Raw genomic sequence first — 26,850 nt, 5'->3', positions numbered from 1 at the left:
CGCTGGGGAACGCGAGCGTCCATCCTCCGAAGCGGGCAGGGTGAAGGAGTAACGCGTCACGAACGACGCGAAGGAAACCATGGCGTTGAAAGTCCACCCCGATATCGCCTCGTTGTCGCCGTATGTGCCGGGCAAGCCGGTGGAGGAGTTGCAGCGCGAGCTGGGCCTGCCTCGAGCGATCAAGCTCGCTTCCAACGAGAATCCGATCGGCCCGTCGCCCAAGGCCTTGGCCGTGTTGGGGGAGGCGTCTGCGACATTGAATCGTTATCCCGACGGTGGCGCCTACAAGCTGCGGGGCGCGTTGGCCCAACGATGGAAGGTCACACCCGATCAGATCGTCCTGGGCAACGGATCCGATGAGATTCTCGGCCTGCTGGCGCGGGTCTTTGTGTCCCCCGGAGACGAAGCCGTGATGGCGGACCACACGTTCGTCATCTATAAGATGGAAGTCACCGCCGCCCACGGCGTTCCGGTGGTCGTGCCGCTCACCGATTGGCGACATGACCTGCCCGCGATGGCCGATGCGGTGACGGATCGCACCAGGCTACTGTTCATCTGCAATCCCAACAATCCCACGGGCACGATGGTCGATGCGGCCGAAGTCGAGGCCTTGATGGCGCGGGTGCCGAACCACGTCGTCGTGGTCTTTGACGAGGCCTATTATGAATATGTCCGCAGCCCGGTGTTTCCGGACAGCCTCGCCTATGTGAAACAGCACCGCAACGTCGTGGTCCTGAGGACATTCTCCAAGATCTACGGCCTGGCCGGACTCCGCATCGGCTACGGACTCACGACGCCGGAGATCGCCGGGTATCTCAATCGGGTCCGCCCCCCGTTCAATGCGAACAGTCTGGCTCAGCGGGCTGCGCTGGCCGCGCTCGATGACGAGGAACACGTCGCCAAGAGCCGCGCGATGAACCGGGAGCAGATGGAGGTTGTCCGCGCGGGACTGGTCGCGCTCGGATTCCGGCCTCTGCCGAGTGAGACGAACTTTCTTTATTTCGATGTCGGAAGGGACGGCCGGGGGGTCTTCGAGGCATTGTTGCGGGAAGGGGTGATCGTCCGGCACATGGAAGGGCGGATGTTGCGGGTCACGATCGGCCTGCCGGAGGAAAATCGCGCGTTCTTGACGGCCTTGAAGAAGGTCTTATGCTAAGCCATTTCATGTCAAGGAAGGTGAGAGGACAACCATGATCATCGTACTCAAGCCGGAAGCAACCGAGCGGGAGATCGACCATATTCTGGACCGGCTCCGTGAGCTGGGTCTCAAGTCACACATTTCAACCGGGCAGGAACGCACCATCATCGGGGTCATCGGCGACGATCGCATCCTGCAGAATCAGCCGCTGACCGCCTTGCCCGGCGTGGAGAACGTTCTGCCGATTCTGGCTCCCTGGAAGCTCGTCAGCCGCGAGTTCAAGAAGGACAACACCGTCATCGACGTGAACGGCGTGAAGATCGGCGGCAAGAAACTGGCGATCATGGCCGGCCCTTGCGCCGTGGAACGCCTGGAGTTGACCGTAGGCATCGCTCATGAGGTCAAAGCAGCGGGAGCGAGCATTCTCCGAGGGGGCGCCTACAAGCCGCGCACCTCGCCCTATTCGTTCCAAGGCTTGGGCCGCGAAGGGCTCGATTACCTCCTGGAAGCCAAGAAACAGACCGGCCTGCCGGTTGTCAGTGAGATTCTGGATACCAGAGATATCGAGTTGTTTCTGGAGAAGGCGGACATCATCCAGATCGGCGCCCGGAACATGCAGAACTTCGAGTTGCTCAAGGAGGTCGGCGCCTATGACAAGCCTGTCCTGCTGAAGCGGGGGCTCTCCGCGACGATCAAAGAGTTCCTGTTGTCCGCGGAATACATCATGTCGCGGGGCAACCGGAACGTGATGCTCTGCGAACGCGGGATCCGGACGTTCGAGACCCAATATCGGAACACACTGGACCTGGCGGCGATTCCGACTCTGAAAGAACTGTCCCATCTCCCGGTCATCGTGGACCCCAGCCATGCGACCGGCAAGTGGAACCTGGTCGCGCCGATGTCCAAAGCCGCTATCGCAGCCGGGGCGGACGGATTGCTGATCGAAGTGCATTCCAACCCCGAATGCGCGTTGTGCGACGGCGAGGAATCCATCAAGCCGCCGAAGTTCAAGGAGCTGATGTACGACGTGAAAAAGATCGCGGAGGCGGTCGGCCGCGAGGTGTAAGAAAAGCCGTCAGTCATGCGCGAACTGACCCGCCGAACACGCGGCGTGAAGCGGCGTTTCCCTGCGTGAGGCCGTCTCTCGGACTGAACACTCATGGCCGGATCTGCTCACCGCTACAGACAAGTTGCCATCGTCGGAGTCGGGCTGATCGGTGGCTCACTGGGCATGGTCCTCCGGCGACAGGAATTGGCCGGCTCCGTCGTCGGCATCGGTCGGCGCATCGAGAACTTGAAGACGGCCGTGGAACTCGGCGCCATCGACCGCTATGTCGCCGACCCCAAGGACGGCGTCTGCGACGCGGATCTGGTGGTCCTCGCCACGCCGGTCGATACGTATGAACGGCATTTGAAAGATTGGGCGAATTGCTTGAAGCCGGGCGCGATCGTCACCGACGTGGGCAGCGTGAAAGGCGCGCTGGTCGAGCAGGCGGAGCGCCTCATGCCGGACGGCGTGCGGTTCGTCGGCGCGCATCCCATCGCCGGGAAAGAAAAGACCGGCGTGGCCGCCGGGTCCGCCACGCTCTTCATGGGGGCCCGCTGCATCCTGACGCCGACGAGCCGCACCGATCCGCAGGCGCTGCAAGCGATCAGGGAACTCTGGGAAGCTGCCGGCTCGATCGTCATGTGCATGGACCCGTTCGTGCATGACCGGATCCTGGGAGCGGTCAGCCACTTGCCCCATGTGGCGGCGTTCGCGCTGATCAACGCCTTGACCGAGATTCGCGAGCGGACGACTCCGGATCTGGACCTGTGCAACCATTCGGGAGGCGGTCTGCGGGACACAACCCGCATCGCCGCCAGTTCTCCCGAGATGTGGCGCGATATCTTTCTCAGGAACCGCGACAACATCGTGGCCCTGATCGAGGTCTATGAACGGCACCTGGAAGAACTCAAGCGGCTCATCCAGGCCGGGGACGGTCCGGGGATCGAAAAGGAACTGGAGCGCGCCAAACGCGTGCGGGAGCAGCTCAACTAGGGAAAGTGTGAGGTGATGAGTTCTGAGTTTTCGGAATCGGGCTGTTACGACTCAACACTCAGCACTGTGTAGATTAGAGTACATGGCTTCATTGACCATCACCCCCGGGCGTCCGTTGAGAGGAACCCTGTCGGTGCCCGGGGATAAATCCATCACGCATCGGGCGATCATGCTTTCGGCCCTGGCTGAAGGCGTGAGCACGATCAAAGCCTATTGCCGGGGCGAGGACTGCCTCAACACCGTGCGCGCCTTCCAGGCCCTGGGAGTCCGGATCGACGAATCTCCGGACCAACTCCGCGTGCATGGCAAGGGCCTGTGGGGATTGGCGGAGCCGGACGCACCGATCGACTGCGGCAACTCCGGCACCGGGATCCGACTCTTAACCGGCCTGCTGGCGGGGCAGGATTTCTTCACGGTGTTGACCGGCGACGAATCGATCCGGCGGAGGCCGATGGGGCGCGTCGTCAGGCCCTTGCGGGAGATGGGCGCCACGATCGCCGGCCGCAAAGGCGGAGAATTGGCTCCGCTGGCCGTGACAGGAAGTCGCCTGAAGGCCATCGACTATCGGTCGCCCGTGGCGAGCGCCCAGGTCAAGTCGGCCTTGTTGTTCGCCGCTCTTTTCGCCGAGGGTGTGACCCGCGTGACGGAGCCCCGGCCGTCGCGTGACCACACGGAACGGCTGTTTCAGTATTTCGGCATTCCGCTGGACCGGAGAGGCACGACCGTCGCCCTGGAGGGCCGATCCTCCTTGCGATGGAGCGGGGCGAATGCCCTTGTTGTGCCGGGCGATCTCTCTGCGGCCGCGTTTTTGGTCGTCGGGGCGACGATTGTCCCCGACTCGGACGTGACGCTGGTCGGGATCGGGATCAATCCGACCAGGACGGGCATCCTGGAAATCCTTTCCCGAATGGGAGCGGACATTCAGATCATGAATCGGCGCGAGGAGGCCGGGGAACCGGTGGCGGATCTCCGGGTCACGTCGGCGTCGCTGCGCGGAGTCCGTGTCGGGCCGGAACAGATTCCGCAGACTATCGACGAATTCCCGATTCTGTGTGTCGCCGCCGCGGTCGCGCAAGGCGAAACCGTCATCAGCGGAGCGGAAGAACTGCGGGTGAAAGAAAGCGATCGCATCGCGACCATGGCCATGGAGCTGAGCAGGATGGGCGGGCATATCACTGAGAAGCCGGACGGGATGATCATCCAGGGCCTCGGGCAAGGCGACAGAAACCGCGTGCTCCGCGGCGCGGCCTGCACCAGCCACGGCGACCACCGGGTGGCCATGTCCCTGGCGATCGCCGGACTGGCGGCCAACTCCCCGACGGTCATCGACGACACGGAGTGTATCGAGACGTCTTTTCCGAATTTCGAGCGTAAGATATTGGAATTATTGACAGAACATTGTTGATGACTATAATACACCCGCACCAGGGAGCGGTCGTGAAGCACAGCATGGCCGAGGCCGGTTGATTATCGCGATCGATGGACCGGCAGGAGCCGGAAAGAGCACCGTTGCAAAGCTGTTGGCCGCCCGATTGGGGTATGTGTATCTCGATACGGGAGCGCTCTACCGTGCCGTAGCGTGGAAGGTCAGGATGTCCGGCATCGTGCCCACCGACAGCGCCGCGGTCGCCGCGATCCTTCCGAAAACGCACATTCGAATGGAGTTCGCCCACGGGCAAATGAGAGTCCACGTCGACGACCGTGACGTGACCGGCGAGCTCCGGACGCCGGAGATCAGCGCTGCCGCTTCCGTCGTGTCCGCCATTCCCGCTGTCCGGGAGTGGCTTCTGCCGATTCAGCGAGAAGTCGGCGCCGCAGGCTCAGTGGTGGCCGAGGGACGGGATATCGGCACGAAGGTCTTTCCGGGCGCCGATGTGAAATTCTTTCTCGAGGCGGATGTCGATGTTCGGGCGGCCAGACGGCACCGCGAACTCGTCGGGGCGGGGCACAGGACTCAACTCGAGCAGACCCGTCAGGATTTATCCGGACGGGACGCCCGCGATCGTGCACGAGAGGTGGCGCCGCTGGTTCCCGCCCCGGACGCATTCCGGATCGATACCTCGAAGCTGGACCCCGATCAAGTGGTCGATGAAATGATGTCGGTGATCGCGGCCAAATTGTGAGCGGAATCGTCTATGGGTTGTTGTGGGTTGTGTTCAGAGCGGTCGGCCGCCTCTGTTTCCGGTACCGACCGGTCGGCAGCCAGAACATTCCTCGGACGGGCGGCGTCCTGGTGGCGGCGAATCACGCCAGTTTTCTCGATATCCCGTTGTTGGGGTGCGGCATCCGGCGACGGGTCTGGTTTCTCGGCCGGCACGATCTGTTTCCGATTCCGGTGCTCAACACGATCCTGCAGGCGCTGGGCTGGATTCCGATGCGCCAGGGTCGGCTGGACCGCGAGGCTTTCGGTAAGGCGATCGGGCTCATCAAAGCCGGAAAGGCGGTGGTGATTTTCCCTGAAGGCGGCCGGACGTCTGACGGGCATTTACGTCCCGGGCGGCCGGGTCTTGGCGTCATCGTCGCGCAAACCCGTTGCCCGGTCGTTCCGGCGTATATCAAGGGGACCTACGAGGCCTTGCCGATCGGCGCATGGCGGCCTCGTTTTCGGCCGGTCACCGTCACGTACGGCGAGCCGATCGACTTTTCGGACGGCGTCGAGCCGCCCGCCAGCAAAGCGTTCTATCGTCACGTCAGCCGAACCGTGATGGCGAAGATCGCGGAACTTGGACAGGTGCCTCCGCCGGACAGGTTGCACGAGAATCGGCAGGAAGACCGGGCGCCCGCCGGGCGCCTGGCCACCAGGTCTTACAATGCTGAGTAGGGCTCGGTGCAGTTAACCATCAGCACCCGACCAATGGTCGGAGGATTAGGAAGCGCGCATGGACACGGTTTCGAAGCCCAGTGAAGAGCGGTTGGATCGGACTGCGCTCGCCGCATTGTACGAGGAGACGTTCCGGAACTTCGAGGAAGGCACCATCATCGAAGGGCGGGTCGTGGCGATCAGCAAAGATAAGGTCGTGGTCGACATCGGGTACAAATCGGAAGGCATGATCCCCACCGACCAGTTTTCCAGCGAGGAACTGGCGACCCTGAAAGTCGGCGACCGGCTGCAGGTCTATATCGAGGAGCGCGAAGACGCCGAAGGAAATCTGGTTCTTTCCAAAGAAAAAGCGGACAAGATGAAAATTTGGGAAGAACTGGAACGGCTCTATAAGGAAGAAAAGAGCGTCGAGGGAAAGATCATTTCGCGGATCAAGGGCGGCATGATGGTCGACATCGGCGTCAAGGCGTTCCTGCCCGGCTCGCAGATCGACCTCCATCCGGTGCGTGACTTGGATTCCCTCATCGGGAAGACCTTCCCCCTGAAGATCATCAAAATCAATCACCGGCGCGGGAATGTGGTCGTCTCGCGACGCGTCCTCCTGGAAGAAACGCGGGACAAGAAACGGCAGACCACGCTGTCCACCTTGAAGGAAGGACAACTGATCCAGGGCACGGTCAAAAACATCACCGACTACGGGGCATTCATCGACCTGGGCGGCATCGATGGGTTGCTGCACATTACCGATATGTCATGGGGAAGGGTCGGCCATCCTTCCGAACTCTTCGTCGTCGGCGACAAGGTCGAAGTGACTGTGTTGAAATACGATCGTGAGACCGGACGCATTTCGCTCGGCCTGAAACAGAAATCGGCCGATCCCTGGACCAACGTGGCGGCGAAGTATCCGGTCGGTTCGCGCGTGCGCGGGAAGGTCGTCAGCCTGACGGACTACGGCGCGTTCGTGGAGCTGGAACCGGGCGTGGAGGGCTTGGTGCATGTCTCCGAGATGTCCTGGACGCACGAAGTTCGGCATCCCTCGCGTGTCGTCTCGGTGGGAGACCAGGTCGAAGCGGCCGTGCTCAATGTCGATCCTGCCAACCGCAAGATCTCTCTGGGGATGAAACAGACGGCGCCCAATCCCTGGGACATGGTCGAGGCCAAATATCCTCCGGGCACCCGGATCGAAGGCAAGGTGAAGAGCTTGACCGACTTCGGGGCCTTCATCGGGCTGGAGGAAGGCATCGACGGGCTGATCCACATTTCGGACATGTCCTGGACCAAGCACATCAAGCATCCCTCCGAGCTCTTCAAGAAAGGCCAGAAAGTCGAGGCGGTGGTGCTGAGGATCGACAAGGAAAAAGAGCGCCTTTCGCTCGGTTACAAGCAACTCACCCGAGACCCGTGGGAGCTCGACATTCCCGGTCGATACCGGGTCGGCGATTCCGCTACGGGGAAAGTCACCAAGGTCGCCGATTTCGGCATTTTCGTCGAGCTGGAGGGGGGCGTGGAAGGGCTCATCCATATCAGCGAGGCGGCGCTCGAGCCGCAGACGCGGTTGGAGGACAAATTCAAACTGCAGGATGAGATAACGGCCAAGATCATCAAAGTGGATCGGGACGAGCGGAAGATTGCGCTGAGCCTGCGGGATCACCAACTGGACACCGAACGGAAACAGGTGGACGAGTTCCACGCGACGCAGGGCTCGCTCGACCAGAGCCTGGGCCGGACGGCGAAACAAAGCCGGAAGCGAGGGCAGGCCGAATCCGCTGAAAGTTGACGACGAGTCGCGACGGTCGTGATACGCTCTGTCCGTCAGGGGCCAGCCAGGCCGCCGGTGTAATCGGGAAACGGACCGCGACCTATGACCGATGACGCTGCTGAAAAGCCGACCCCCCGGCGCCGACCCTTGCGGCTGCTCTTCTGGGTGATCGTGATCGGTCTGGGGTTGACCGTCCTGAGCAGCCTTCTCTTCCCCGACCTGGATTTCTCCCTAGAGGACCGGATCGCTCTGATTCGGGTGGAAGGGGTGATCCTGGACGCTCAGCCCACCGTCGGGGAACTCAAGAAATTCGGGGACAGCCCGTCCGTCAAGGCGATAGTCCTGCGTATCGACAGCCCCGGCGGCGGCGTCGTGCCTTCCCAAGAAATCTACGACGCGGTTAAACGGGTGCGGAACAAGAGCAACAAGGCCGTCGTGGCTTCCATGGGGACCGTCGCGGCCTCCGGCGGCTATTACATCGCCTCCGCGACCGATCGGATCATGGCCAACCCCGGTACGCTGACCGGCAGCATCGGCGTGATCATGGAGATGGCCAATTTAGAAGGGCTGTTGAAGAAAATCGGGGTCGAGGGCGTCGTGGTCAAGAGCGGCCGGTTCAAGGACATCGGGTCTCCGCTCCGGAAAATGAGCGACGAAGACCGGCAACTGCTTCAGGCCGTCATGGACGACGTCCACCAGCAGTTCATTCAAGCGGTGGCCGAGGGCCGTTCGCTGGATATCGCGGAGGTCCAACCCTTGGCGGACGGACGGATCTTTACCGGACGCCAGGCCAAGGAGGCGAAACTGGTCGACGAGTTGGGCGATCTGGATGATGCGATCCGGCTTGCCGCCGATCTGGCGGGAATCGAGGGCGAGCCCCGGGTGGTTGAACCCCGGCGCCGGTTCTCGATCCGGGAGCTGCTCGAATCACGGCTGTTCGGCGCTCTTCCGAAGATCGATTGGCAGACCGGGGTCAGCCTGAAATATCTGATGGCGTTCTAGCCAAGACAAGACATCACGCTTCAAGAAGGAGCGCACGTCATGACGAAAGCACAGATCATCGAGCGGGTTTCTGAGCAGGTCACCACGTTGACGAAGCGACAGGCGGAAATCGTAGTGAATACGATCTTCAACAGCATCCGCGACTCGCTCAAGAAAGGAGACAAGACCGAGATTCGAGGATTCGGCAGTTTTCGTCTCCGCGCTCGACGGATGAAAGAGGGACGCAATCCCAAAACCGGCGCCACGGTGGCCGTGCCCGCGAAGAAGGTCCCCTTCTTCAAGGCCGGGAAAGAATTGAAAGAACTGCTCAACAAGTAACCGTTCGAGCGGGAAAGGGAGCGAACCCATGGGATCATTCGAATCACGGGAACCGTCCGTCGCCTCCGACATCCGATGGACTGAGGACGCACTCAAACGCATGGAGCGGGCCCCGGCGTTCCTGCGCGGGATGGTCCGGCGCCTGGCGGAGAAAAAGGCGCGCGAACTGGGTTACGCCGAGATCACGGCGGAGATTCTGGAGCAGTTCAAGAACCAGATGATGGGGCGCATGGGCGGCGAGTCTGGGATGGCAGCCGCCGCCGATCAGATGGCGAAGGGCCGCCTCCCCTGGACCGCCGCGGCCCGGGAACGGTTGGAGGCCGTTCCCGAATTCATGCGTCACATGATCAAGCAGATCGCCGAGGAGATCGCTCAGGAGCGAGGCCATCTCGAGGTCAACGTCGAGCTTTTCGAGAAAGTCGAAGCGTTGGGCGACATCCGGGAAACCGAGGGGCCGCCGATCGAGTGGACGGAGGGAGCGTTGGCCCGCCTTCAGCAGAAGATCAGGGAAGCGCCGCCGATCGCGCTGGATTTTGTGAGCGACATGCTCAAGCGCGACGCGGAGGACTTGGCCCGGGAAAAAGGGTTCAGCCGCATCGACGAGACGACGCTGGTCCAATTGTGGGATTCTCCACAGGAACGGATCGCCTGGACCGATGAAGCGTGGAAGCGGCTTCAGACCTCTCCGGATTTCGTCCGGAGCGGCATCCGCAAGGCGGCCGAGCGCCGGGCGCGCAAGTTGGGACTCAAGGAGATCGATTCCGCCCATCTCACGATGTTCCGAAACCAGGCGATGATGAAAGCGGTGAAGCGGATCCGATCGTTCGGCTACAACGAGCTGACCTTCGATGCGTTCGAGACGGCGCTCCAGAAGACCAAGCGCCTGCAGGGCAACGAACAGGCGGAGAAGCGCTTGCAGGAAATCCGCGAGCACTTCAACGATCCCGCCACCAAGAAACCGGAAGGCGGCACCTTGGGCGCCGAACTGATGCAGCGATTCCGAAAGTATCTCAAAGGAGAAGGCCCCCTCGACGTCTAAGCGGCCCCGTCGCGCCTGCCGCCCCCCTCTCCTCGGTCGACCGGCTCCTGACCGTTCCTGGAAATTTCCTTGCTCACTCCCCGTACTGTCATGTGTACACCTGTCCGGGCGGCTGCGCGGCGCCGCCTCATCATACCGGCTTGAAGGCGGGCTTCCCGCGAGCGTAGAGTAAAGTGTGGTATGCCCGCGTATCGATTCCATATGATGAGAGCGTTGATGGCTGGGTTGTGTTGGGTCTCAGCGGCCGGATGCTCGACGGCGTTGGAGCGAGAGGGACGGTGCCTGGCCAGTCTCAGTCCTGACTTTTTATCGGCCTATCAAGAGATCCGGAGCTTGGAGCACGAATGGCGAGCGGAGGTGCGGGCCAGGCAGGAGGGATGGTTTCACAGGATGAGATCCTCGATGCAATCCAACCCGGGCTCAATCTCCGGCGCATGGTCCGCCGGCGGATTGTATGAGCCTCCCCCGACGGAACGAGAGGAGCGGGCTTACGCCAAATTAGCGGAAGCGAAAGCTCGCCACCGTGACACGATGGCGTGGTACGGTCGGGTCTACGACCGCTTTCGCACGCGGCTGGAGGAAGATCAGCTTCTGTCCGAAACCCGAGCCGTGCTCCTCACGAATCCCGCTATCATTTTCTATCCCATCGTGCGATGGAATATCCGCACGGTCCTGTGGGACGGCATCGATCCGGACGCCGACACGGATACTGTTACCCGCTTCTGTCGGGTCCGCCTAGCCGCTCAGGCTCATGTTGCCGCGGATGACGCCGTGGCTTGGAAGCGTTAGGCTCCCTGTGCGGCGTGACCTTTCTGGCGAAGTCAGGTGCAACCTTTCACACGGGTGTGCGGGACCGGAAAAACTCTGCAGCGTGGGTCAGGCGGGCTCAATGCGCGACGGGCTGCTTCGGCCAGAACTTATGGCGGATCTGCGGCAACGGGACGTTCTCCATGTTCGGGATGTCGTACAGACACCGATCGATGGTCTCCACTTCTTCTTTCGTCAGTTCCAGCACGACTTTCTTCTTCCAGAACTGGTCCAAGGCGGTGTAATCGCTGACCTGCGGTTTTTCGGCCAGGAGGGCTTGCATCTTCTTGAAGCCGGCCGTATCGACACCGGGAATCCGCCCCTTATTCCTGTCGATGCACCATTTCAACACTTCGGCGACCCCGTACATTGTTAATTCGATCTGCACTGTTTCACTCATGGACACCTCCTCGGTGAGAGCGTATTCTAACGCAGGCGTTTTCGATTTTTCAAAGGGCCCGGAGGCCAACTGGTCCGACGGTCCGGCCGGTGCAATCCGCATGACCGCGGCGTCGCTGGTCTGACCTGCGCCGGAATCTCCGTTGCGAACATCGCGGCTCGCTTTGTATACTCCCACCCGTCGTTCTACGCGAGGGCATCTGGCCGATGACACGTCAAGAGTACCCTGGAGCAGCCCGGATCAACGCTATCGGGAACTCTTGGCGATATGCCGAGCTCCTCGGCTGTTCCGGCTCGCTTCTGCTTGTCGGCGGTCTGCTGATTCTCCTCGCTTTCCTGGGAATCAGCGGCTGCTCCAAGAAAGACTCCTATGTCCCGCCCGATCTGTTTTACCTGTTCGCCAGCTATCCGGTGGGGAAAAACCCGACCTCAGTGACTCCGGCCGATTTCAATGGCGACGGGTTTACCGATCTGATGACCACCAACATCGGCGGCAGTACCCTGTCCCTGCTGTTCGGCAACGGCGACGGCACGTTCAAAGATCAGGTTCAGATCAGCGTGTGCAGAGAGCCGCGCGCGTTGGCGGCCAAGGATTTCGATCGGGACGATAGGTTGGACGTTGCGGTTGCCTGCTCCGGCAGCGATCAGGTGGCAATCTATTACGGACGGGCTGGCGGCGCTTTTCAAGAAGGACCTCGGTATGCGGTCCACCGGACGCCCGTGTCCATCGCCAGCGAAGACCTGAACGGCGATCAGAAGCCGGACCTTGTCGTTGCCTTGCGGAACGACAAGATCAAGATCTTTCTCGGAACGGAAGGAGGACAATTCGAAGAGGGGCAGCAATACGAGTACGGCGACACCCCGACAGCGGTCGCGCTCGCCGATCTCAACGGGGACGGACATGTCGATCTGGCGGTCACCAACGGAGGGCCGATGTCCAGCGCCGTCTCTATTTGGATCGGCAATGGAGACGGGACGTTTCGGGATCCCACCGATTATCGAACCGGCAAACGCCCGTTGGGCGTCAGCTTCGCCGACTTCAATAATGACCGCATCCGGGACCTCCTCGTGATCAACGGCGACAAGGACACGTTTACGATCTTTCTCGGAAACGGCAACGCGACATTCCAGAACGGGAAGGACTCCGGAGCCGACGCCGGTCCGAATTTCGGTCTCGCGAAGGACTTCAACGGCGACCATATCCCCGACGTGGCCATCGTGAATCTCCAGTCGAGCAATCTGTCGATTCTTTTCGGCAAAGGCGACGGGACCTTTGAATACCCGCCAAGAAACTATCGTACGAAAGCCGGGCCGTTCGCCCTTGCGGAGTTTCACGTGACAACCAAGGACGAAGAGGAACCGGGTCTGGTGACAGCCGACAACGGCGCCGGCACCGTCTCGATCTTTCTCCATCGGGGCCTGAAGGCGCTGGCGTCGCCGGACCACCGTCAAGGATGAAACGGATATCGGGATAGCCTCATGACCAGCACCGGAAAATCCCGGCCGATTCTTGACAGGGTGGAGAGCCTACGTTAGAGTGGCCTCCGCGCGCAGTCTGGCTTTTCGACCGGCGACCGGTTTCCATCACGCCGATCCAACATCGATCTCCGGTGAGAACGTTTATCTGGTGGTTCAGCATGGGATCGCTGACGACCTTGTCGGTCCTGATGGTGCAAGGGGGAGTGCGAGACCTCCTCTACGGCACGCATCCCGCAAACGGCCCGAGCGCGTACCTTTCATTCGGAGTCACCATCTTGGGCGGCGGGTTGTTGGCCGGCTGCATTGCGCTGATCATGAACCGGCTCCGTTGACACGCGCGCTGCCATTCGTCAGCGGTCAGGTCCCATGCACTGTTTGAAATGCAACGGTTTCATGATGATCGAGCGGCATTACACGCTTATCAACCGACGGTTGTATGCCCGTTGTCTGAACTGCGGCTTTTGGCTCGATCTGGCCGACCTGCTGCGGTTTTTTCATAAAGTTCTTGAGAGCGGGTTCCGCGGCTCCAAAGTGCGGGAATACTACTCGCTGTAGCATTCACTGATCATCGCCGGCAAGAATATCCGCAGGCCGTTGTGACCATGGAGAGCGGAAAAGACGACCGCCACCGCTGGTGGAGAACGAGCGGGCTGGTCTTGTTGCTCGTCGCGTGGTGTTTCGCCCAGTCCGCTTCGGTGGCCGGCGCCGAATCGTATCCCGTGCCCCCGCAACAGGAGCAGTTCGTTCAGACGGTGAAAACGCCGCGCCTATTGCCTTGGCGTCGGATTCCTGCGCACGGCGTCTTGCTCAAGGACCTCAAAACGGGACGGACGCTGTACGAATTCGGAGCCTCGAAGCGTCTGTCGCCGGCGAGTTTGACCAAGATCATGTCGGCGCTGGTCATCCTGGAATACGGCAATCTGGATGATCAAGTCGTCGTCAGCCCTCGGGCCGCGCGCGCCCACAAGATCCGTTTGCGGCTGAAGGCAGGGCAGGTGTTTCGACTGGAAGATCTGCTCAAAGCCATGTTGATCGTGTCGGCCAACGACGCGTGCCTGGCGGCCGTGGAGCACGTGGGTGGAGATGAAGAAAAGTTCGTGCTGCTGATGAACGCCAAGGCGGGCGCGTTGGGCCTGACCGACAGTCATTTCAGTAACGGGTGCGGATTCGATGCGCCTGATCATTACTCCACTGCGGAAGACCTGGCCAAGCTGAGCGAGATCGCCCTTCGGCATCCGGTCTTCAGACAGTTGGTGCGGGTGGAACGGGAGATCATTACACCCATCAACGGGAACCGGCCTTACCTGCTTCGAAATACCAACCGTCTTCTCGGAACCGTGCCCGGCGTCGAGGGAGTGAAGACCGGATTCACGTCGAAAGCTGGTCGGTGCTTGATCGCGAAGGTCTCTCGAGACGGGAGAGATCTCTTGCTGGTGCTGCTCAACGCCAAGCGCCGTTGGAATACCGCGTCACGCCTGATCCGTTTTGGGCTTGACGCGCTCGATGGCGGACCAGATGCACTCCGGTAGCGTCACAGGGGAAATTGCGGAGGCAGCCTTGCATCCTGGTAAGCCAGGATGCGACGGTGTCCGTCCTCGTCAGATTGTACGACCAGCAGCAGCGGGGTCCCAACCTCAACGGCCCTAAGCCGCACGAACTGCTCCGAATCGAACGCGTAGAGGAGCAACAGAAACTCCCCTTCGATTTTCCGCCATTCCTTCCGGCCCGGTGCGGAAACATCCAGACGCATTTCCCAGTCGAGCCAGAGCGCCTGCTCAGCCTCGTCGATCAGCCGGACCCGTCCTTGAATGGTGGTTGGTTCGCGAAAGTCAAGGAGCTTGAGTCGCTCGTCGAACGGTGACCCCTCGGCAGGAGGAACAGGCATCCTTTCTTGCGCGGCGACCGGAGATTGAGCGAGGAGGAAGCCGGCCAGAACAAAGTACGTCCAAAGTGACGACGCGGACAACCAGATCTCCGGAGGAGAGACGTTACCGCGGAAGTGTAAACTCGATATTGACGTCCTTCCCAAGATAATTCACCAAAACCCCTTGTTTTTCGTAGGTCAGGACTGCTCCCATCACGTTTTCATCGCCGTAGTCTTCCTTGCCGAGCAGCTTGCGGATGTCGTCCGGGCTTTCGCTGTTGAGAACGTTTCGAAGGATACCCCGCGTCTTGTAGGCAAAGCGGTTGTTGATGAAAATGAGATCGACCTTCCCGTCGAGCACCCGCACACCCGCCATCGGGCCTGTCGGTTTGCGCTGATCGCGCAGGAGAATAAATGTCGCTTCTTGCTCCGCCACAACACCGGGGATCTTCTCGTTGACTAGAATGTCCACGGCCTTGCTTTCCGGATCGCCCAGCTTGACTCCGAACAGGGAAATGTCGGTGCTGATCACGGCCTTCGGATCCATGACGTCGTTCTTGCTCAGCTCATACGGCTCGGCTTGGAGAGCCGGATTCCACGCGACGGTGAAGGCAACGAGAAAACCGAGCAACACACACTGTCTCTCATTCATCGGGTCCTCCTTGAGTCACCAGGATCACGCTGTAAAGGTAGGGCTGATCTGTACGGAAGGGCGCTCAGAGAATACCACAAACATTTTAACGAACGGCCCTACAACTTGCAAGAACCGAGGTTCACAGGCGTTCCTCGCATCGTAACCGGCTGTGTTGTCGAACGCGCCTCCCCTGCGCAATCCGTCTCTCAGCCGCTAGTGCCCGAGCCGGTCCGTCGAGACGCCACGTCCCTTGATGCGGACAACAATTCATTCACGGTCGCTTGGCAAAGACGGGCGAACTCTCTTGCCGCAAGACTCTGATACCGATTGGTGGGATGAACCAGCCCCACCGAATGCCGCGGTGTCGGGTCGATAAGATCGAGAGTGCGGAGTCGCCGTCTGCGCAGGTGAAGACGCACGTAGAGCTCCGGCAGGATCGTCAAGCCCGTCCCCTCCGCCACCGCTTCGAGAATGCCCTCCGGGGACGTCATCTCAAGAACGACCTGCGGTTCGATGCCAGCCTTGCCGCACTCGGCTTCGATCATTTTGCGTAAACAGTAGTCCACAGGCATCAGGACGAGCGGGAGACCGGCCAACTCCCGCATTCTCAGGCGAGGTTTCCGGAGCGGAAAGCTCGCAGGAGCGACTAATGCAAGCCGTTCATCGAACAAATGCGTCGCTGTCAAGCGATCGCCGGCGGCGGGAAGCAGGCAAATCCCCATATCCAGGCGATTGGCCAACAGTGCGGCCACGATGTCCGACGACGGTTGGGCGTGGACCTGAAGGTGAATACCGGGAAACCGGCGCTTGAAGCGAGCCACGAGCGGAGGAATGAGGTAGGAGTTTACCGTGGACAGCGCGCCCACGACCAGTCGCCCTCGCCTGGCGCCTTGCAGCTCCTGAACCGACTGCGACGCCTGCTCCAGTTCCCTCATCACTCGTTCGGCGTGCTCGCGGAAGATTTCTCCCGCCCGCGTCAGCACGACCTTCCTCCCGAGGCGGTCGAATAGTCGGGCTCCCAACTCCTCTTCCAACGCACGGATCTGAACCGAAAGAGACGGCTGGGAGACATGCACGGTTTCCGCGGCTCGTGAAAAGTTCTGAGCATCGGCGACGGCAAGAAAATATCGCAGGTGCCTGAGCTCCATAGAAAGTTCGCCAGATCGAGGTATAGATCGTTGTTATTCATTTTATTACAAACATATATTGGATTTATAGCTTCCGGATCGCCTAGATTGATCCGTCGACCCGATGCCGCCGCCCGCGGGACGGCGGACTCGTCGGACCAAACAAGGCCCGGTCGCCGTAGCAGCGTCGGGCGTTCATCTGTGGAGGGGAGGGGATGATGCATAGACGGTCGTGGTTCACAGGGGTCCTAGTCAGCGGAATCGTTGTCGTGATGGCGGGATGCGCGGAGGGAACGGGGAGTTCAAGACCGGCCAAGTCGCTTTATGATCGGCTCGGCGGCAAGGAAGCCATTACGGCCGTGGTGGACCAGTTCGTCGCGAACGTGGCGGCAGACGCCCGGATCAACGGGCGGTTTGCCACGACCGACATTCCGAAGCTCAAGCGGCATCTCGTCGACCAAGTCTGCATGGCCACCGGTGGGCCCTGCACCTATACAGGGCGGGACATGAAAACCACGCACGCCGGCATGAAGATCACCAACGCCGACTTCGACGCATTGGTCGAGGATCTGGTCGGCGCCTTGGATAAATTCAATGTGCCGGAACGGGAGCAGAAGGAGCTGCTGGCTCTGCTCGGACCGATGAAGAAAGATATCGTCGAGGTGCCGTAAGAGTCACCGTCGGGGCAGGGCGTCCGGCTCTGCCCCCCTCCCGCCGGGTGAAGGTTAGCCGGGCGCATGGGGGCGAAGCAGCAGTTCAGCCAGCCGCCGGAGGCGTTCGAAATAGGGGCTGACTTCTTCAGTGAGGTCCGGTAAAAGCCCGTTGAGGTCCGCGAGGCAATCCTGCAAGATGTTCACCCGCGGCTTATCCAGCCCCTCCTCACTATCCAAATAGTAGATGACGCAGCCGCTGATCACCGTATCCAACGTCATGAGCTCGCCCTCGTTGGGACTCGACAAACGAGGCCACCCGGCTGACCGGTGCATCTCCCATAAAGAGGCGATCTCGTCATGCTTCATAGAGTCCTCGCACTCGCCTTGCCGGCCGACAGCCACCTCGCCTCAATTCGCGTCTCCCAGCCAGCCCAACGCATCGAGCAGCAGGAGCGCCAGCGCGCAGAGGCCCAAGCCCCAGAATCGATAGTCGATATCTTCTCGAGTGAGGCACCATTCCAGAATCCGGCGACGCCAAGGCTCCGGACCCGTCGCGAGGAACAGGCCTTTGGCGATCATGGCGATCCCGGTAATGACCCAGAGCGGCTGATACCGCAACTCCTTCGTCGAGACGATCAGCACGATCCCGAGACAGGTTGCCAGAGCTTCCCACCGCAGGACGGCGGGAGAAATGGCCAACACTGCCCGGACCCTGGTGATGACATGGCGTGGAGCGAGCAGCAGAGAAAGACCGTCCGCCGCCCAGACTCCGGCGATTGCTGCTAAAACGTACTTCATCACGTGCCCTATCGTCCGTGAGACGTGTCATCTGAAGCGTGCGCCGTATCCCCCTGTCACGCTTCTCGTTCCTTTACGGATAAAGCCCGCGTTGCAAATGCGCCTGGGCCACCTTGTCGATTCCGCTCATCAACGCCGCCATCCGCATCGTGGTTTTCTTTGCCGATGCAAAATGCAACGTGCGATGGAACGCGTTGGTAATGATCTCGTGCAGGCGCTCCTGGATATCCTTGGCTTTCCAGAAGAACCGTTGGGCGTCCTGCACCCACTCGAAATAGGATACGATGACACCCCCGGAATTGGCCAGGATGTCGGGGATAATGAATATCCCCTTGTCGATGAGAATGCGATCGGCTTCAAGCGTGGTGGGCCCGTTGGCTCCCTCGGCCAGAATGCGGCAGCGGAGCTTGGACGCGTTCTTTTCGGTGATTTGCTCGGACAGGGCGGCCGGCACCAGCACCGTGCAATCCAACTGCAGCAGCTCTTCGTTGGTGAGAAAGTCGCCCATCTTGGTGTCCCGAAGGGTCTGCCCGTTGGTCCGATAGCGCCTGAGCAACTCAGGGACATCCAGCCCCTTCGCGTTGTAGAGACCTCCCGAAACGTCGCTTACCGCAACGACTTTGGCGCCGGCCTCCTGCATAATCAGCGCCGTGTTGGAGCCGACATTGCCGAATCCTTGGATGGCGACGGTCGTCTTCTCAATATCCATCTTCAGATGGCGGAGAGCCTCCATGGTTACGTACACGACGCCGCGACCGGTGGCTTCCTCGCGGCCCAGACTACCGCCGATCGAAAGCGGCTTCCCTGTCACGACGCCCTGCACGGCGTAGCCGACCTGTTGGCTGTACGTGTCCATAATCCAAGCCATCACCTGGGCGTCGGTACCGACATCGGGAGCCGGCACGTCTTTGTCAGGACCGATCAAGGGAAAGATCTCCGCGGCATACCGCCGGGTCAATCGCTGCAGCTCGGAGCGCGACAGCTTTTTGGGCGCTACCTTGACGCCGCCCTTCGCGCCGCCGTAGGGAAGCCCGGCCAGGGCACATTTCCAGGTCATCCACATGGCTAACGCCGCGACCTCGCCGAGGTTCACATCGGGGTGATAGCGAATTCCGCCCTTCGAGGGGCCTCGCGAGGAATCATGTTGCACGCGATAGCCGGTGAACACTTCCACAGTCCCGTTATCCATCCGGACGGGGATGCTGACGATTAGGGACCGTTGCGGCAGTTTCAACCGTTGTCGCAGATTGGGGTCCAGATTCAGCGCTTCGGCGGCCTGGTCGAACTGGGCGACGGCTAAACGATAGGTTGGGGTATCAAGCTCATTCATAGATGGCCTAATCGCCTTCATGGCATCACTCACCCGGGACCTCCTTTGCTAAGCGCCCTCCGGGCTGCTCGACTTTACCACCAGAGTTCAGTCCAAGTCCGACACGCGCGGATCTGGCGTCCCATGCGCATCGACGCCGATGAGGACCTCGTCCCATTGGATATCGAACACCTCGGCGAAGAAGGCGCTGATCCGGCGCCTGACGTCCACCATGTTCACCGGACACCCGAGCCATGCGGCCATCGAAGTGACGGCGCAGTCCTCGATGCCGCAAGGGACAATCCATTTGAACGGGGTCGTATCCACTGTCACATTGAGCGAGAACCCGTGCATGGTCACGCCCCGGGCGATCCGGACACCCATCGCCGCAATCTTTGCGGGCTGGTCGTGTCCGACCCAGACCCCTGGCAATTTCTCGAAGCGCCGCCCTTGAATACCCCATTCTGCCAAAGTCCTGATGACCACCTCCTCTAAAAGTCTCATGTAGGCTCTGGGCCCCGGACAGTAGCGAGTAAGTCGCAGAATGGGATAGCCGACGAGTTGTCCCGGTCCATGATAGGTCACCGATCCGCCCCGCTCGACCTGATGCACGGAGCAACCGAGGGCGCGCAGGACCATCTCATCGCCACCCCAGTGCTCGAGCTTTGTGCTGCGTCCGAGCGTAAAGACCGGTTGGTGCTCCAGCAGGAGCAGCGTGTCGGGGCGGAGATTCCGCGCCAGCTCCTCGACCAACGTCTTCTGGAGTTCCCACGCCGTTTCGTAGGCGAGCACATCGTGTTGGATCAGGACGCCGGAGCGTTTCATCGTCGTCGCCTCTCTCGATCCACAACTGTGGCGGGCGGGTCTCGCCAGAGTGAGAATCCGCTCGTTACTGGGCCGCCTTCAAAAACGGCGCACGGGGCAATGTGGCGACAAACTGACCGTTTTTCCCATAGACCGTCAGCTGAGCCGGTTCCCGCTCGCCGGGACGGAGGAACACGTGCCAGAAATCGCCCATGTTGTAGATCTGATGATTGTCCACAGCGGTGATCACATCGCCCGAGTGCAATCCGGCTTGGCCGCCGGCCTTGGACGGATCGACCTGCACCGCCAGAATGCCTCGGTCGACGTCCAAATTGAAGCTGGCCGCGATGCTGGGCGTGATCGTGACGGGAACGAATCCGAGGTCCGGGCGAAAGACGGAGCCGCGGACCAGCATCGATTGAATGTGCGGGTAGGCGGCTTCCATCGAAATGGCATAGCTGATGGCTTGGGCCGAAGGCGCAACCGCGACATTGATCCCGACGACCTGGCCGGAGAGGTCGACCAGCGGGCCGCCGCTGTTGCCCGGATTGATCGCCGCATCGGTTTGGATCAGGTCGTAGAGAGTCTCGCCGTTGGGCGCCAACACCGATCGGTCCAGAGCGCTGACCACGCCCACAGTGACCGATGACCCGCCTTTCAAGGCCAGGGGGTTGCCGATCGCCACCACCGTCTCGCCGATCTCCAGCGACAAGGATTGGCTTAACTGCGCCGGGACCAGATCCGCGGCGGCGATTTTGACTAAAGCCAAATCCAGCAGAAAATCTCGCGCTACGACGCGGCCTGGCGTGAGTCGCCCGGTCGGCAACCCGACCACGAGACTCTTGACGCCTTCGACCAGATGGTTGTTGGTCAGGATATATCCCCCGGCATCGATGATGATGCCCGAACCCGAGCCGGAGGAGGGAGAATGTTGCGACGGATTCGGCGGGACCCCCCGTGTGAGAATCGTGACGACCGAAGGTCGAACCTTTGCCACGACGACCGGCACGGGAAAGGTCTTTTTTGCGCTCGGCAGGTCCGTTCCCTGCTGCGCTAGAACCTGACCGGATGTCGCCACGAGAAGACTGAGACAACACGCCATGAACGGAAGTCCTGAGGCTCTCACGGCCATCTTCAGCCTCGCCCGCAGGGAAAACCGATCTCTATTCTCTCATAAGTCGAGCGAAGTCGAAAGCAGTCTCCAGGAGCCTTCGGCTCACCATGCAGGATGAACATTCGGGTGGCGGCGATCTGGGTGCTACGAGCAACGGGTACCGGGCTGGTCAGTGATAGGACCCGCATTTTCCGGACAGGCCCTGCCCAAAACAAAGCGGGCGAGGCTTGAGCCTCGCCCGCATCAATGCCGTTTCGATTATGACCGTCAGCGAATTGCCGCGAACATCTGCTTGATCTCTGGCGCCTTCAGTTTCTTCAGCGCCTTGGCCTCAATCTGCCGGATCCGTTCGCGAGTGACGGAGAGACTCTGGCCTACCTGTTCCAATGTCCGGGGTTCATCCTGACCGATCCCGAAACGCAACCGAATGACGGTTTGTTCTCTCGGTGTCAGGGTGCCCAGGATTCGGTCCAATTCTCGGGTCAGCTCCGTCCGATGAACATGGGCATCGGGCGGCACGGCCTGAAGATCGGGCAAGAGTTCGCCGAACTGGGTCTCACCGTCCCCCACCGGGTTCTCCAGGGCAATGGGTTCCTGGAACGCCTGCATCGTCTCATGCAGCTTATCCGGGCGAGCGCCGAGCGCCTGGGCCAACTCTTCAATCCGAGGCGGACGCCCCAGTTGCTGAACGAGCCGTCTCGACACCCGCAACATGCGGTTCGATGCTTCGGTCTGATGGACCGGAATCCGAATCGTCCGCGATTGGTCCGCCAGGGCTCTGGTGATCCCCTGCCTGATCCACCACGTTGCGTAGGTGCTGAACTTGAACCCCTTGCGATATTCGTACCGTTCGGCCGCTTTCATGAGGCCGATGTTGCCTTCCTGCACCAAGTCAAGGAGGCTCAAGCCGCGCCCCGTATAATGCTTGGCCACGTCGACGACGAGGCGTAGGTTGCAGCGGACCAGCTCGTCTTTCGCGCTCTCGAGGACGGCCCGCGCTTCGCGGACCTGCAACCGAAGATCTTTCAAGCGCCGAAAGTTCGACGCTGCCTGTCTGCCCGGACCCTTGGCGTACTCGCATAGGATCGTCAAGCTTGCCTCAGCCCGGTCGAGCGCAGTCGCAGAAAGACCGCTCAACCGACGCACGACCTGCAGCGTCCGCGTCGCCTGCACGATCTTCTCCGCCTTACGCATGCGGGAAGCCACCTTCACCGCGGTGCGGAGCGCCGTCCGAACGACCCTGGTTCCCTGGTCGATCCGTTTCGCGAGGGCAATCTCTTCTTCACGGGTCAGCAGTGGACGCTCGCCAAACGAACGGAAGTACAGGGACTCCAACACCATCGGTCCTTCAAGACGGACGTTCGATTCGGGTTCCCCGGAAACTTCCGGAGACTTCGCCGCGCCGCCAGTATCCTGCTCGATCATTTCCAACAGGTCGCTGGCTTCCGAATCGTCCGTCTCAAGCTCCAAGTTCGAGGCGGTGGAAGCGGGCCGATCATCTTCGAAAACTGTCTCGTCTCGTTCGTCCTTCATAGGTCACCTATGAGTGCACATGAAATGAGTGACGGATTGTGTGAGGCGAATGCTCGAACAGAATAGTCACTCAGCGCTCTACTCTATTAGAGGCGAGGGGGTTGGAAAGGATTCGGTCTAAAACGCCCCTGCTGTTCCCGGTTTCACCTCCCTCTCTTGATTGAAACTACGGGTGAAAGGGCGCGTCGGATGCATGGGCCTAGCGCGCAGGGAGACCGAACGGGGCAGGAGAATAGGACGAATGGCCGACGGAAGGCCGTAAGCCATTGCTTTTTATAGCGGTACGGTCACTTACCGGTTTTCCAATCTCTTGATGAAGGGAGCCAGAATGTCGATAGGAATCGGAAAAATGGTGGTCGAATTCTTCTCGGCGCCCACCTCAACCAGCGTCTGCAGATAACGGAGCTGAAGGGCCGCCGGGTTCTGGCTGATGACGTTGGCCGCTTCGGCCAACCGCTGGGCCGCTTGAAATTCGCCTTCGGCGTGGATCACCTTGGCGCGTCGTTCGCGCTCGGCTTCGGCTTGACGGGCGATGGCCCGCTGCATTTCCTGGGGCAGATCCACGTTCTTGACCTCGACGGCTGTGACCTTCACGCCCCACGGCTCGGTCTGCTGATCGATGATCCGCTGCAGTTCCGCGTTGATCTCTTCTCGTTTGGCCAATAGATCGTCCAACTGGCTTTGCCCGAGCACGCTGCGGAGCGTCGTTTGGGCCATCATGGAAGTGGCATACAGATAATCCTCCACTTCGACGATGGCCCGCTGCTGATCCACAACGCGAAAATAGATCACCGCGTTCACTTTCACCGTGACGTTGTCTCTGGTGATCACGTCCTGAGGGGGCACATCCATCGCCACGGTCCGCAGGCTCACGCGGACCAACTTATCGATGAAGGGAATGATGATGACGACTCCGGGTCCGTTGCCGCCGACGATCCCGCGCGCCAAGCGTCCCCATCGAAAAATCACCGCCCGCTCGTATTCCCGGAGGACGTTGAAGCCCATCAGGACGAGGATCACGACGAGCACCAGTAGGCCGAACGGACTGAACAGCAGATTCATCTCATGCCTCTTTCTTTGGGCTAACCGGTTTGACGTACAGCTTCAAGCCCTCTACGCGCGTGACTTCCGCCTGGTCGCCGGGCTGAAGCGGCTGTTCACTGACCGCTTCCCAGAGTTCCCCGTGGACGGACAATTGCCCTCGCGGCGCGAGCGCCGTCTTGGCCACCCCGATCAAGCCGACCATGCCTTCGCGGCCGGTCAGCGGCCGCGGCTTCAAGGCCCTGAGCCCCATCCCGACGATGAACAACGTGAAGAAGGCCGCCATGGCGACGACCGGAAGAATCACGGACCAGGAGATCTGGAGGAACGGCGCTTCGGCCTTCACCAGCATGAGGGATCCGAGAATCATGGAGATCACGCCGCCGATAGCCAGCAGGCCGAAGCTGGTGACGGTCGCCTCCAAAATGAAAAACACGATGCCCAGCAGGATCAATAACACGCCGGCATAGTTCACCGGTAATGATTGGAACGAGTAAAACGCCAGGATGAGACTGATCGCGCCGACAATCCCCGGCAAGATCGCCCCCGGATTGTACAGTTCGGCCAGGAGGCCGATGGTGCCGATGGTCATCAACAGATAGGCGATGTTGGGATCGCTGAGGGCCTTCAGCATCTCCAGTCGCCATCCCATGGGAAACTCAACGACCGCCGCATCCTTCGTCCGCAGAACGACGGTCCCGCTTCCGAGATTCACCGGTCTGCCGTCCAACTCCCTGAGCAGGGTCGGCACATCGTCCGCGATCAGGTCGACGATCTTGAGCTTCACCGCTTCCTTTTCGGTTACCGACACGCTCTTGCGCACCGCATCCTCGGCCCACGCGGCATTCCGGCCGCGCTGTTCAGCGATGGACTTGATGTACGCGACCGAGTCGTTCTCGACTTTCTCCTTCATTGTCTTGTCCATTTCGCCGCCGCCCATCGCCACCGGATGGGCCGCCCCGATATTGGTGCCGGGCGCCATCGCCGCGATATGGGCCGCCATCGTGATGAAGACGCCGGCCGACGCCGCCCGGCCGCCGGACGGAGCCACATAGACGATGATGGGAACCGGCGACCCGGTGAAGTCCTTGATGATGACGCGCATCGAGGTGTCGAGCCCGCCCGGCGTGTCCAGTCGCACGACCAGCGCCGAGGCGCTCTGCGCCTGCGCGAAGGCGATGGCGTCATGCACGTATTCGGCGGCGACCGGATTGATCACGCCTTCGTACGTCGCCAGGACCACCGTCGTCTCGGCCCGGGCTGCGGAGGTCCATAAAACCAGGGCGCACAGAACGAGAGCCGCTCGACTGAACGAGCGTGCACAGAGAGCGGGAGAAGTCCGAGGATGGCATCCCGCACGGTTCATCGAGAAATCCCTCGCACGATGCGGAGGACAGGCGATTCGGTTCCCGACCATTCAGTAGGAATGAGCACGAATGTAGCTGGATGATACGGCCCACCCGATACCCTGTCAAGGAACGACGCTGGCGGCGGTTCGGTTGCAAAGCCCCGACCAGTCTCCTAGAATGAGCCCGCCATGACACGGTTGCAAGACGGCGAGCGCATTCATCTCGTCGACAAGAAGGGCCGGCATTACACGCTGACGCTGAAGGCGGGGGCCACCTTTCAGCACAGCGGCGAGACGATCCCGCACGACGTTCTGATCGGGAGGCCGGACGGCAGTCTCGTCATGCTCTCCCGCGGCACACGCATGATCGCCCTGCGTCCCACGATCGGCGAATATGTCTTGAAGATGCCGCGGGGCGCCCAGGTCATCTATCCCAAAGATCTCGCGATCATCACGATGTGGGCCGACATCCATCCGGGCGCGAAGGTCTTCGAAGCCGGAACCGGTTCCGGCGCGTTGACGATGGCGCTGCTGCGCGCCGTGGGCCCGCGAGGGTCGGTGGTGAGTTACGAGGCCCGCGAGGATTTCGCCCGCACCGCCGTCGGGAACATCGAACGGTATCTCGGCGCGACCCCGAATCTCGCGATCGCCCGAGCCAACGCCTACGACGGCATCGAGCTTCCGGCCGGAGGCGACCTCTTCGATCGGGTCGTGCTCGATCTGCCTGAACCCTGGCGGGTCGTCCCCCACGCCGCGAGGGTCTTACGCTCGGGCGGCATCTATCTGAGTTTCGTCCCCACTGTGCCGCAGGTCATGCAGACCGTCGATGCCCTGGAACGAGCCGGCGGCTTCGGCTTGATCCAGACGTTTGAAACGTTGCTGCGGACGTGGTCCGTTCAAGGGCGAAGCGTCCGCCCAGATCATCGGATGGTGGCCCATTCGGGGTTCATCACGGTCGCGCGCAGGGTCGAGCCGGGGCTCTGGACGGATCGACCGTGCGGAACTGCCGATTCGCTCGGCGACCGGAGCGGGGCCGACCGAACGGACGTGGACGAGGAAAATCGGTGAGCAGACTGAACGGAAAGGTGGCGCTGATCACGGGCGGGAACGCCGGCATCGGCGAAGCGATCGCGAAGTTGTTCGCCCGGGAAAGCGCCGCGGTCGTCATCACGGGCCGGCGCAAGGATCAGTTGGAGCGGGTGGCCGGCGAGATCAAGCGCCAAGGAGGCCGGGCGCTGACGATGGCCGGATCGGTGACCGATGAAACGCACGTGCGGGAAGCGGTCGCACAAACGGTCCGGACGTTCGGCAGGCTGGACATCCTGATCAACAACGCCGGCACCGGGGACTTCGGGAAGAAGATTCACGAGATGGACGACGCCACCTGGCTGCGGGTGCTCGACGTCAACATCACCGGCGTCTTCCGCATGACCCGGGCGGCGATCCCCGAAATGCTGAAAGCCGGCGGCGGCGTGGTCATCAATATTTCTTCGATCGCCAGTCTGGTCGGCATTCCCCTGCTGCCCGCATACGCGGCCTCCAAGGGAGCGCTGGATGCCCTCACCCGCGCGATCGCCGTGGATTACGCCGCGCAAGGGATTCGCTGCAACGTGGTCAATCCCGGACTCATTGAGACGCCGATGGCCGAGAGCCTGCTGAGCAATCCGGCGCAGACGGCCGAAGTGCTGAGTCATTACCCCATCGCGCGTCCCGGCAAACCCGAGGAAGTCGCGAAGATGGTGCTCTATCTCGCGTCCGATGACGCTTCCTGGGTCACCGGCAGCACGTTCACGATCGACGGCGGCATGACCGCGCATTGAAA

The 26,850-nt window shown here is 61.1% G+C and carries 30 protein-coding genes; 18 read left to right on the top strand and 12 right to left on the bottom strand.

What is annotated here, in order from left to right:
* The first annotated feature begins 79 nt into the window (after window positions 1–79).
* From hisC to AB1555_03395, 11 genes are all read left to right on the top strand, one after another.
* Complete coding sequence (gene hisC / locus AB1555_03445; protein MEW6245748.1) at window positions 80–1,156, top strand: histidinol-phosphate transaminase; 1,077 nt, start codon at window positions 80–82, stop codon at window positions 1,154–1,156.
* A 34-nt stretch (window positions 1,157–1,190) separates the two neighbouring features.
* The gene (aroF, locus tag AB1555_03440) at window positions 1,191–2,204 is read left to right on the top strand and encodes a 3-deoxy-7-phosphoheptulonate synthase (GenBank protein ID MEW6245747.1); all 1,014 of its coding nucleotides are present in this window, start codon (window positions 1,191–1,193) and stop codon (window positions 2,202–2,204) included.
* Window positions 2,205–2,297: 93 nt separating this feature from the next.
* A complete protein-coding gene (locus AB1555_03435; protein ID MEW6245746.1) occupies window positions 2,298–3,179 on the top strand; it encodes a prephenate dehydrogenase/arogenate dehydrogenase family protein in 882 nt (293 codons plus the stop codon).
* A gap of 82 nt (window positions 3,180–3,261) precedes the next feature.
* Window positions 3,262–4,584, top strand: a complete 1,323-nt coding sequence (gene aroA, locus AB1555_03430) for a 3-phosphoshikimate 1-carboxyvinyltransferase (GenBank protein MEW6245745.1) — start codon at window positions 3,262–3,264, stop codon at window positions 4,582–4,584.
* Window positions 4,585–4,642: 58 nt separating this feature from the next.
* Window positions 4,643–5,302: a (d)CMP kinase gene (gene cmk, locus AB1555_03425; protein ID MEW6245744.1), complete on the top strand. Its 660-nt coding sequence runs from the start codon at window positions 4,643–4,645 to the stop codon at window positions 5,300–5,302.
* A complete protein-coding gene (locus AB1555_03420; protein MEW6245743.1) occupies window positions 5,299–6,000 on the top strand; it encodes a lysophospholipid acyltransferase family protein in 702 nt (233 codons plus the stop codon). Before cmk ends, AB1555_03420 begins: the two co-directional genes overlap by 4 nt.
* Before the next feature lie 58 nt (window positions 6,001–6,058).
* Window positions 6,059–7,777 (top strand): 30S ribosomal protein S1, encoded by a 1,719-nt coding sequence (locus tag AB1555_03415; protein ID MEW6245742.1) that lies wholly within the window; start codon window positions 6,059–6,061, stop codon window positions 7,775–7,777.
* Between the two features lie 84 nt (window positions 7,778–7,861).
* Window positions 7,862–8,761, top strand: a complete 900-nt coding sequence (gene sppA / locus AB1555_03410) for a signal peptide peptidase SppA (protein ID MEW6245741.1) — start codon at window positions 7,862–7,864, stop codon at window positions 8,759–8,761.
* Between the two features lie 39 nt (window positions 8,762–8,800).
* A complete protein-coding gene (locus AB1555_03405) occupies window positions 8,801–9,079 on the top strand; it encodes an HU family DNA-binding protein (GenBank protein MEW6245740.1) in 279 nt (92 codons plus the stop codon).
* Window positions 9,080–9,107: 28 nt separating this feature from the next.
* Entirely contained in the window at window positions 9,108–10,118 is a 1,011-nt protein-coding gene (locus tag AB1555_03400; protein ID MEW6245739.1) for a PCP reductase family protein, read from the top strand.
* A 216-nt stretch (window positions 10,119–10,334) separates the two neighbouring features.
* The gene (locus AB1555_03395) at window positions 10,335–10,907 is read left to right on the top strand and encodes a hypothetical protein (protein ID MEW6245738.1); all 573 of its coding nucleotides are present in this window, start codon (window positions 10,335–10,337) and stop codon (window positions 10,905–10,907) included.
* Between the two features lie 97 nt (window positions 10,908–11,004).
* Here AB1555_03395 and AB1555_03390 read toward each other — a convergent pair whose 3' ends face one another.
* On the bottom strand, window positions 11,005–11,325 hold the full coding sequence (locus AB1555_03390) for a hypothetical protein (protein MEW6245737.1): 321 nt from the start codon (window positions 11,323–11,325) through the stop codon (window positions 11,005–11,007).
* Window positions 11,326–11,531: 206 nt separating this feature from the next.
* On the opposite strand from AB1555_03390, the gene AB1555_03385 reads away from it, so the two are divergent.
* From AB1555_03385 to AB1555_03370, 4 genes are all read left to right on the top strand, one after another.
* Window positions 11,532–12,782, top strand: a complete 1,251-nt coding sequence (locus AB1555_03385) for a VCBS repeat-containing protein (protein MEW6245736.1) — start codon at window positions 11,532–11,534, stop codon at window positions 12,780–12,782.
* Window positions 12,783–12,934: 152 nt separating this feature from the next.
* Window positions 12,935–13,135 carry a hypothetical protein gene (locus tag AB1555_03380; protein ID MEW6245735.1) on the top strand — a complete coding sequence of 67 codons (201 nt, stop codon included), beginning with the start codon at window positions 12,935–12,937 and terminating at the stop codon, window positions 13,133–13,135.
* Between the two features lie 34 nt (window positions 13,136–13,169).
* Window positions 13,170–13,358: a hypothetical protein gene (locus AB1555_03375; protein MEW6245734.1), complete on the top strand. Its 189-nt coding sequence runs from the start codon at window positions 13,170–13,172 to the stop codon at window positions 13,356–13,358.
* Between the two features lie 47 nt (window positions 13,359–13,405).
* Window positions 13,406–14,332, top strand: a complete 927-nt coding sequence (locus AB1555_03370) for a D-alanyl-D-alanine carboxypeptidase family protein (GenBank protein MEW6245733.1) — start codon at window positions 13,406–13,408, stop codon at window positions 14,330–14,332.
* 2 nt (window positions 14,333–14,334) lie between these two features.
* Here AB1555_03370 and AB1555_03365 read toward each other — a convergent pair whose 3' ends face one another.
* The 3 genes from AB1555_03365 to AB1555_03355 form a co-directional block, all read right to left on the bottom strand.
* Complete coding sequence (locus tag AB1555_03365; protein ID MEW6245732.1) at window positions 14,335–14,688, bottom strand: hypothetical protein; 354 nt, start codon at window positions 14,686–14,688, stop codon at window positions 14,335–14,337.
* A gap of 103 nt (window positions 14,689–14,791) precedes the next feature.
* Complete coding sequence (locus tag AB1555_03360; GenBank protein MEW6245731.1) at window positions 14,792–15,319, bottom strand: hypothetical protein; 528 nt, start codon at window positions 15,317–15,319, stop codon at window positions 14,792–14,794.
* A 188-nt stretch (window positions 15,320–15,507) separates the two neighbouring features.
* Entirely contained in the window at window positions 15,508–16,449 is a 942-nt protein-coding gene (locus AB1555_03355) for a LysR substrate-binding domain-containing protein (protein MEW6245730.1), read from the bottom strand.
* Window positions 16,450–16,643: 194 nt separating this feature from the next.
* Between AB1555_03355 and AB1555_03350 the strand changes: the two genes are divergently transcribed.
* Entirely contained in the window at window positions 16,644–17,099 is a 456-nt protein-coding gene (locus AB1555_03350) for a group 1 truncated hemoglobin (GenBank protein ID MEW6245729.1), read from the top strand.
* 54 nt (window positions 17,100–17,153) lie between these two features.
* Here the strand turns inward: AB1555_03350 and AB1555_03345 are convergent, their stop codons facing one another.
* From AB1555_03345 to AB1555_03310, 8 genes are all read right to left on the bottom strand, one after another.
* Complete coding sequence (locus AB1555_03345) at window positions 17,154–17,360, bottom strand: hypothetical protein (protein MEW6245728.1); 207 nt, start codon at window positions 17,358–17,360, stop codon at window positions 17,154–17,156.
* Window positions 17,361–17,489: 129 nt separating this feature from the next.
* Window positions 17,490–17,882 (bottom strand): hypothetical protein, encoded by a 393-nt coding sequence (locus AB1555_03340; protein ID MEW6245727.1) that lies wholly within the window; start codon window positions 17,880–17,882, stop codon window positions 17,490–17,492.
* 70 nt (window positions 17,883–17,952) lie between these two features.
* The gene (locus AB1555_03335) at window positions 17,953–19,209 is read right to left on the bottom strand and encodes a Glu/Leu/Phe/Val dehydrogenase (protein MEW6245726.1); all 1,257 of its coding nucleotides are present in this window, start codon (window positions 19,207–19,209) and stop codon (window positions 17,953–17,955) included.
* A gap of 87 nt (window positions 19,210–19,296) precedes the next feature.
* On the bottom strand, window positions 19,297–20,013 hold the full coding sequence (lipB, locus tag AB1555_03330; protein MEW6245725.1) for a lipoyl(octanoyl) transferase LipB: 717 nt from the start codon (window positions 20,011–20,013) through the stop codon (window positions 19,297–19,299).
* 64 nt (window positions 20,014–20,077) lie between these two features.
* Window positions 20,078–21,094, bottom strand: a complete 1,017-nt coding sequence (locus tag AB1555_03325; protein ID MEW6245724.1) for a trypsin-like peptidase domain-containing protein — start codon at window positions 21,092–21,094, stop codon at window positions 20,078–20,080.
* A 279-nt stretch (window positions 21,095–21,373) separates the two neighbouring features.
* Window positions 21,374–22,639, bottom strand: coding sequence for a sigma-70 family RNA polymerase sigma factor (locus AB1555_03320; protein MEW6245723.1), 1,266 nt, complete (start codon window positions 22,637–22,639; stop codon window positions 21,374–21,376).
* Between the two features lie 291 nt (window positions 22,640–22,930).
* Window positions 22,931–23,701 (bottom strand): slipin family protein, encoded by a 771-nt coding sequence (locus AB1555_03315; protein MEW6245722.1) that lies wholly within the window; start codon window positions 23,699–23,701, stop codon window positions 22,931–22,933.
* A gap of 1 nt (window position 23,702) precedes the next feature.
* Window positions 23,703–24,923, bottom strand: coding sequence for a nodulation protein NfeD (locus AB1555_03310; protein ID MEW6245721.1), 1,221 nt, complete (start codon window positions 24,921–24,923; stop codon window positions 23,703–23,705).
* A 294-nt stretch (window positions 24,924–25,217) separates the two neighbouring features.
* Here AB1555_03310 and AB1555_03305 point away from each other — a divergent pair, with 294 nt between their 5' ends.
* Together AB1555_03305 and AB1555_03300 are read left to right on the top strand one after the other, a co-directional pair.
* Window positions 25,218–26,096, top strand: coding sequence for a tRNA (adenine-N1)-methyltransferase (locus tag AB1555_03305; GenBank protein ID MEW6245720.1), 879 nt, complete (start codon window positions 25,218–25,220; stop codon window positions 26,094–26,096).
* Complete coding sequence (locus tag AB1555_03300; protein ID MEW6245719.1) at window positions 26,093–26,848, top strand: SDR family oxidoreductase; 756 nt, start codon at window positions 26,093–26,095, stop codon at window positions 26,846–26,848. The genes AB1555_03305 and AB1555_03300 overlap by 4 nt, the downstream gene beginning before the upstream one ends.
* Window positions 26,849–26,850 lie beyond the last annotated feature (2 nt).

The organism is Nitrospirota bacterium (assembly GCA_040755395.1).
In the GTDB taxonomy this organism is placed as follows: Bacteria; Nitrospirota; Nitrospiria; order Nitrospirales; family Nitrospiraceae; genus DATLZU01.
Note: the sequence above shows the minus strand (reverse complement) of the source record. Positions and strands in the feature narration are given on the sequence as shown.

Bases quoted from the DNA above. Each gene is read 5' to 3' on its own strand.
- AB1555_03335 (MEW6245726.1), bottom strand. From the start codon at position 19,209: ATGAATGAGCTTGATACCCCAACCTATCGTTTAGCCGTCGCCCAGTTC.
- AB1555_03350 (MEW6245729.1), top strand. From the start codon at position 16,644: ATGATGCATAGACGGTCGTGGTTCACAGGGGTCCTAGTCAGCGGAATC.
- sppA (MEW6245741.1), top strand. From the start codon at position 7,862: ATGACCGATGACGCTGCTGAAAAGCCGACCCCCCGGCGCCGACCCTTG.
- aroA (MEW6245745.1), top strand. From the start codon at position 3,262: ATGGCTTCATTGACCATCACCCCCGGGCGTCCGTTGAGAGGAACCCTG.
- hisC (MEW6245748.1), top strand. From the start codon at position 80: ATGGCGTTGAAAGTCCACCCCGATATCGCCTCGTTGTCGCCGTATGTG.
- AB1555_03370 (MEW6245733.1), top strand. From the start codon at position 13,406: ATGGAGAGCGGAAAAGACGACCGCCACCGCTGGTGGAGAACGAGCGGG.
- AB1555_03355 (MEW6245730.1), bottom strand. From the start codon at position 16,449: ATGGAGCTCAGGCACCTGCGATATTTTCTTGCCGTCGCCGATGCTCAG.
- aroF (MEW6245747.1), top strand. From the start codon at position 1,191: ATGATCATCGTACTCAAGCCGGAAGCAACCGAGCGGGAGATCGACCAT.
- AB1555_03400 (MEW6245739.1), top strand. From the start codon at position 9,108: ATGGGATCATTCGAATCACGGGAACCGTCCGTCGCCTCCGACATCCGA.
- AB1555_03405 (MEW6245740.1), top strand. From the start codon at position 8,801: ATGACGAAAGCACAGATCATCGAGCGGGTTTCTGAGCAGGTCACCACG.
- AB1555_03360 (MEW6245731.1), bottom strand. From the start codon at position 15,319: ATGAATGAGAGACAGTGTGTGTTGCTCGGTTTTCTCGTTGCCTTCACC.
- AB1555_03385 (MEW6245736.1), top strand. From the start codon at position 11,532: ATGACACGTCAAGAGTACCCTGGAGCAGCCCGGATCAACGCTATCGGG.
- AB1555_03315 (MEW6245722.1), bottom strand. From the start codon at position 23,701: ATGAATCTGCTGTTCAGTCCGTTCGGCCTACTGGTGCTCGTCGTGATC.
- AB1555_03415 (MEW6245742.1), top strand. From the start codon at position 6,059: ATGGACACGGTTTCGAAGCCCAGTGAAGAGCGGTTGGATCGGACTGCG.
- AB1555_03305 (MEW6245720.1), top strand. From the start codon at position 25,218: ATGACACGGTTGCAAGACGGCGAGCGCATTCATCTCGTCGACAAGAAG.
- AB1555_03435 (MEW6245746.1), top strand. From the start codon at position 2,298: ATGGCCGGATCTGCTCACCGCTACAGACAAGTTGCCATCGTCGGAGTC.
- lipB (MEW6245725.1), bottom strand. From the start codon at position 20,013: ATGAAACGCTCCGGCGTCCTGATCCAACACGATGTGCTCGCCTACGAA.
- AB1555_03395 (MEW6245738.1), top strand. From the start codon at position 10,335: ATGGCTGGGTTGTGTTGGGTCTCAGCGGCCGGATGCTCGACGGCGTTG.
- AB1555_03320 (MEW6245723.1), bottom strand. From the start codon at position 22,639: ATGAAGGACGAACGAGACGAGACAGTTTTCGAAGATGATCGGCCCGCT.
- AB1555_03325 (MEW6245724.1), bottom strand. From the start codon at position 21,094: ATGGCGTGTTGTCTCAGTCTTCTCGTGGCGACATCCGGTCAGGTTCTA.
- AB1555_03345 (MEW6245728.1), bottom strand. From the start codon at position 17,360: ATGACGTTGGATACGGTGATCAGCGGCTGCGTCATCTACTATTTGGAT.
- AB1555_03365 (MEW6245732.1), bottom strand. From the start codon at position 14,688: ATGCCTGTTCCTCCTGCCGAGGGGTCACCGTTCGACGAGCGACTCAAG.
- AB1555_03390 (MEW6245737.1), bottom strand. From the start codon at position 11,325: ATGAGTGAAACAGTGCAGATCGAATTAACAATGTACGGGGTCGCCGAA.
- AB1555_03375 (MEW6245734.1), top strand. From the start codon at position 13,170: ATGCACTGTTTGAAATGCAACGGTTTCATGATGATCGAGCGGCATTAC.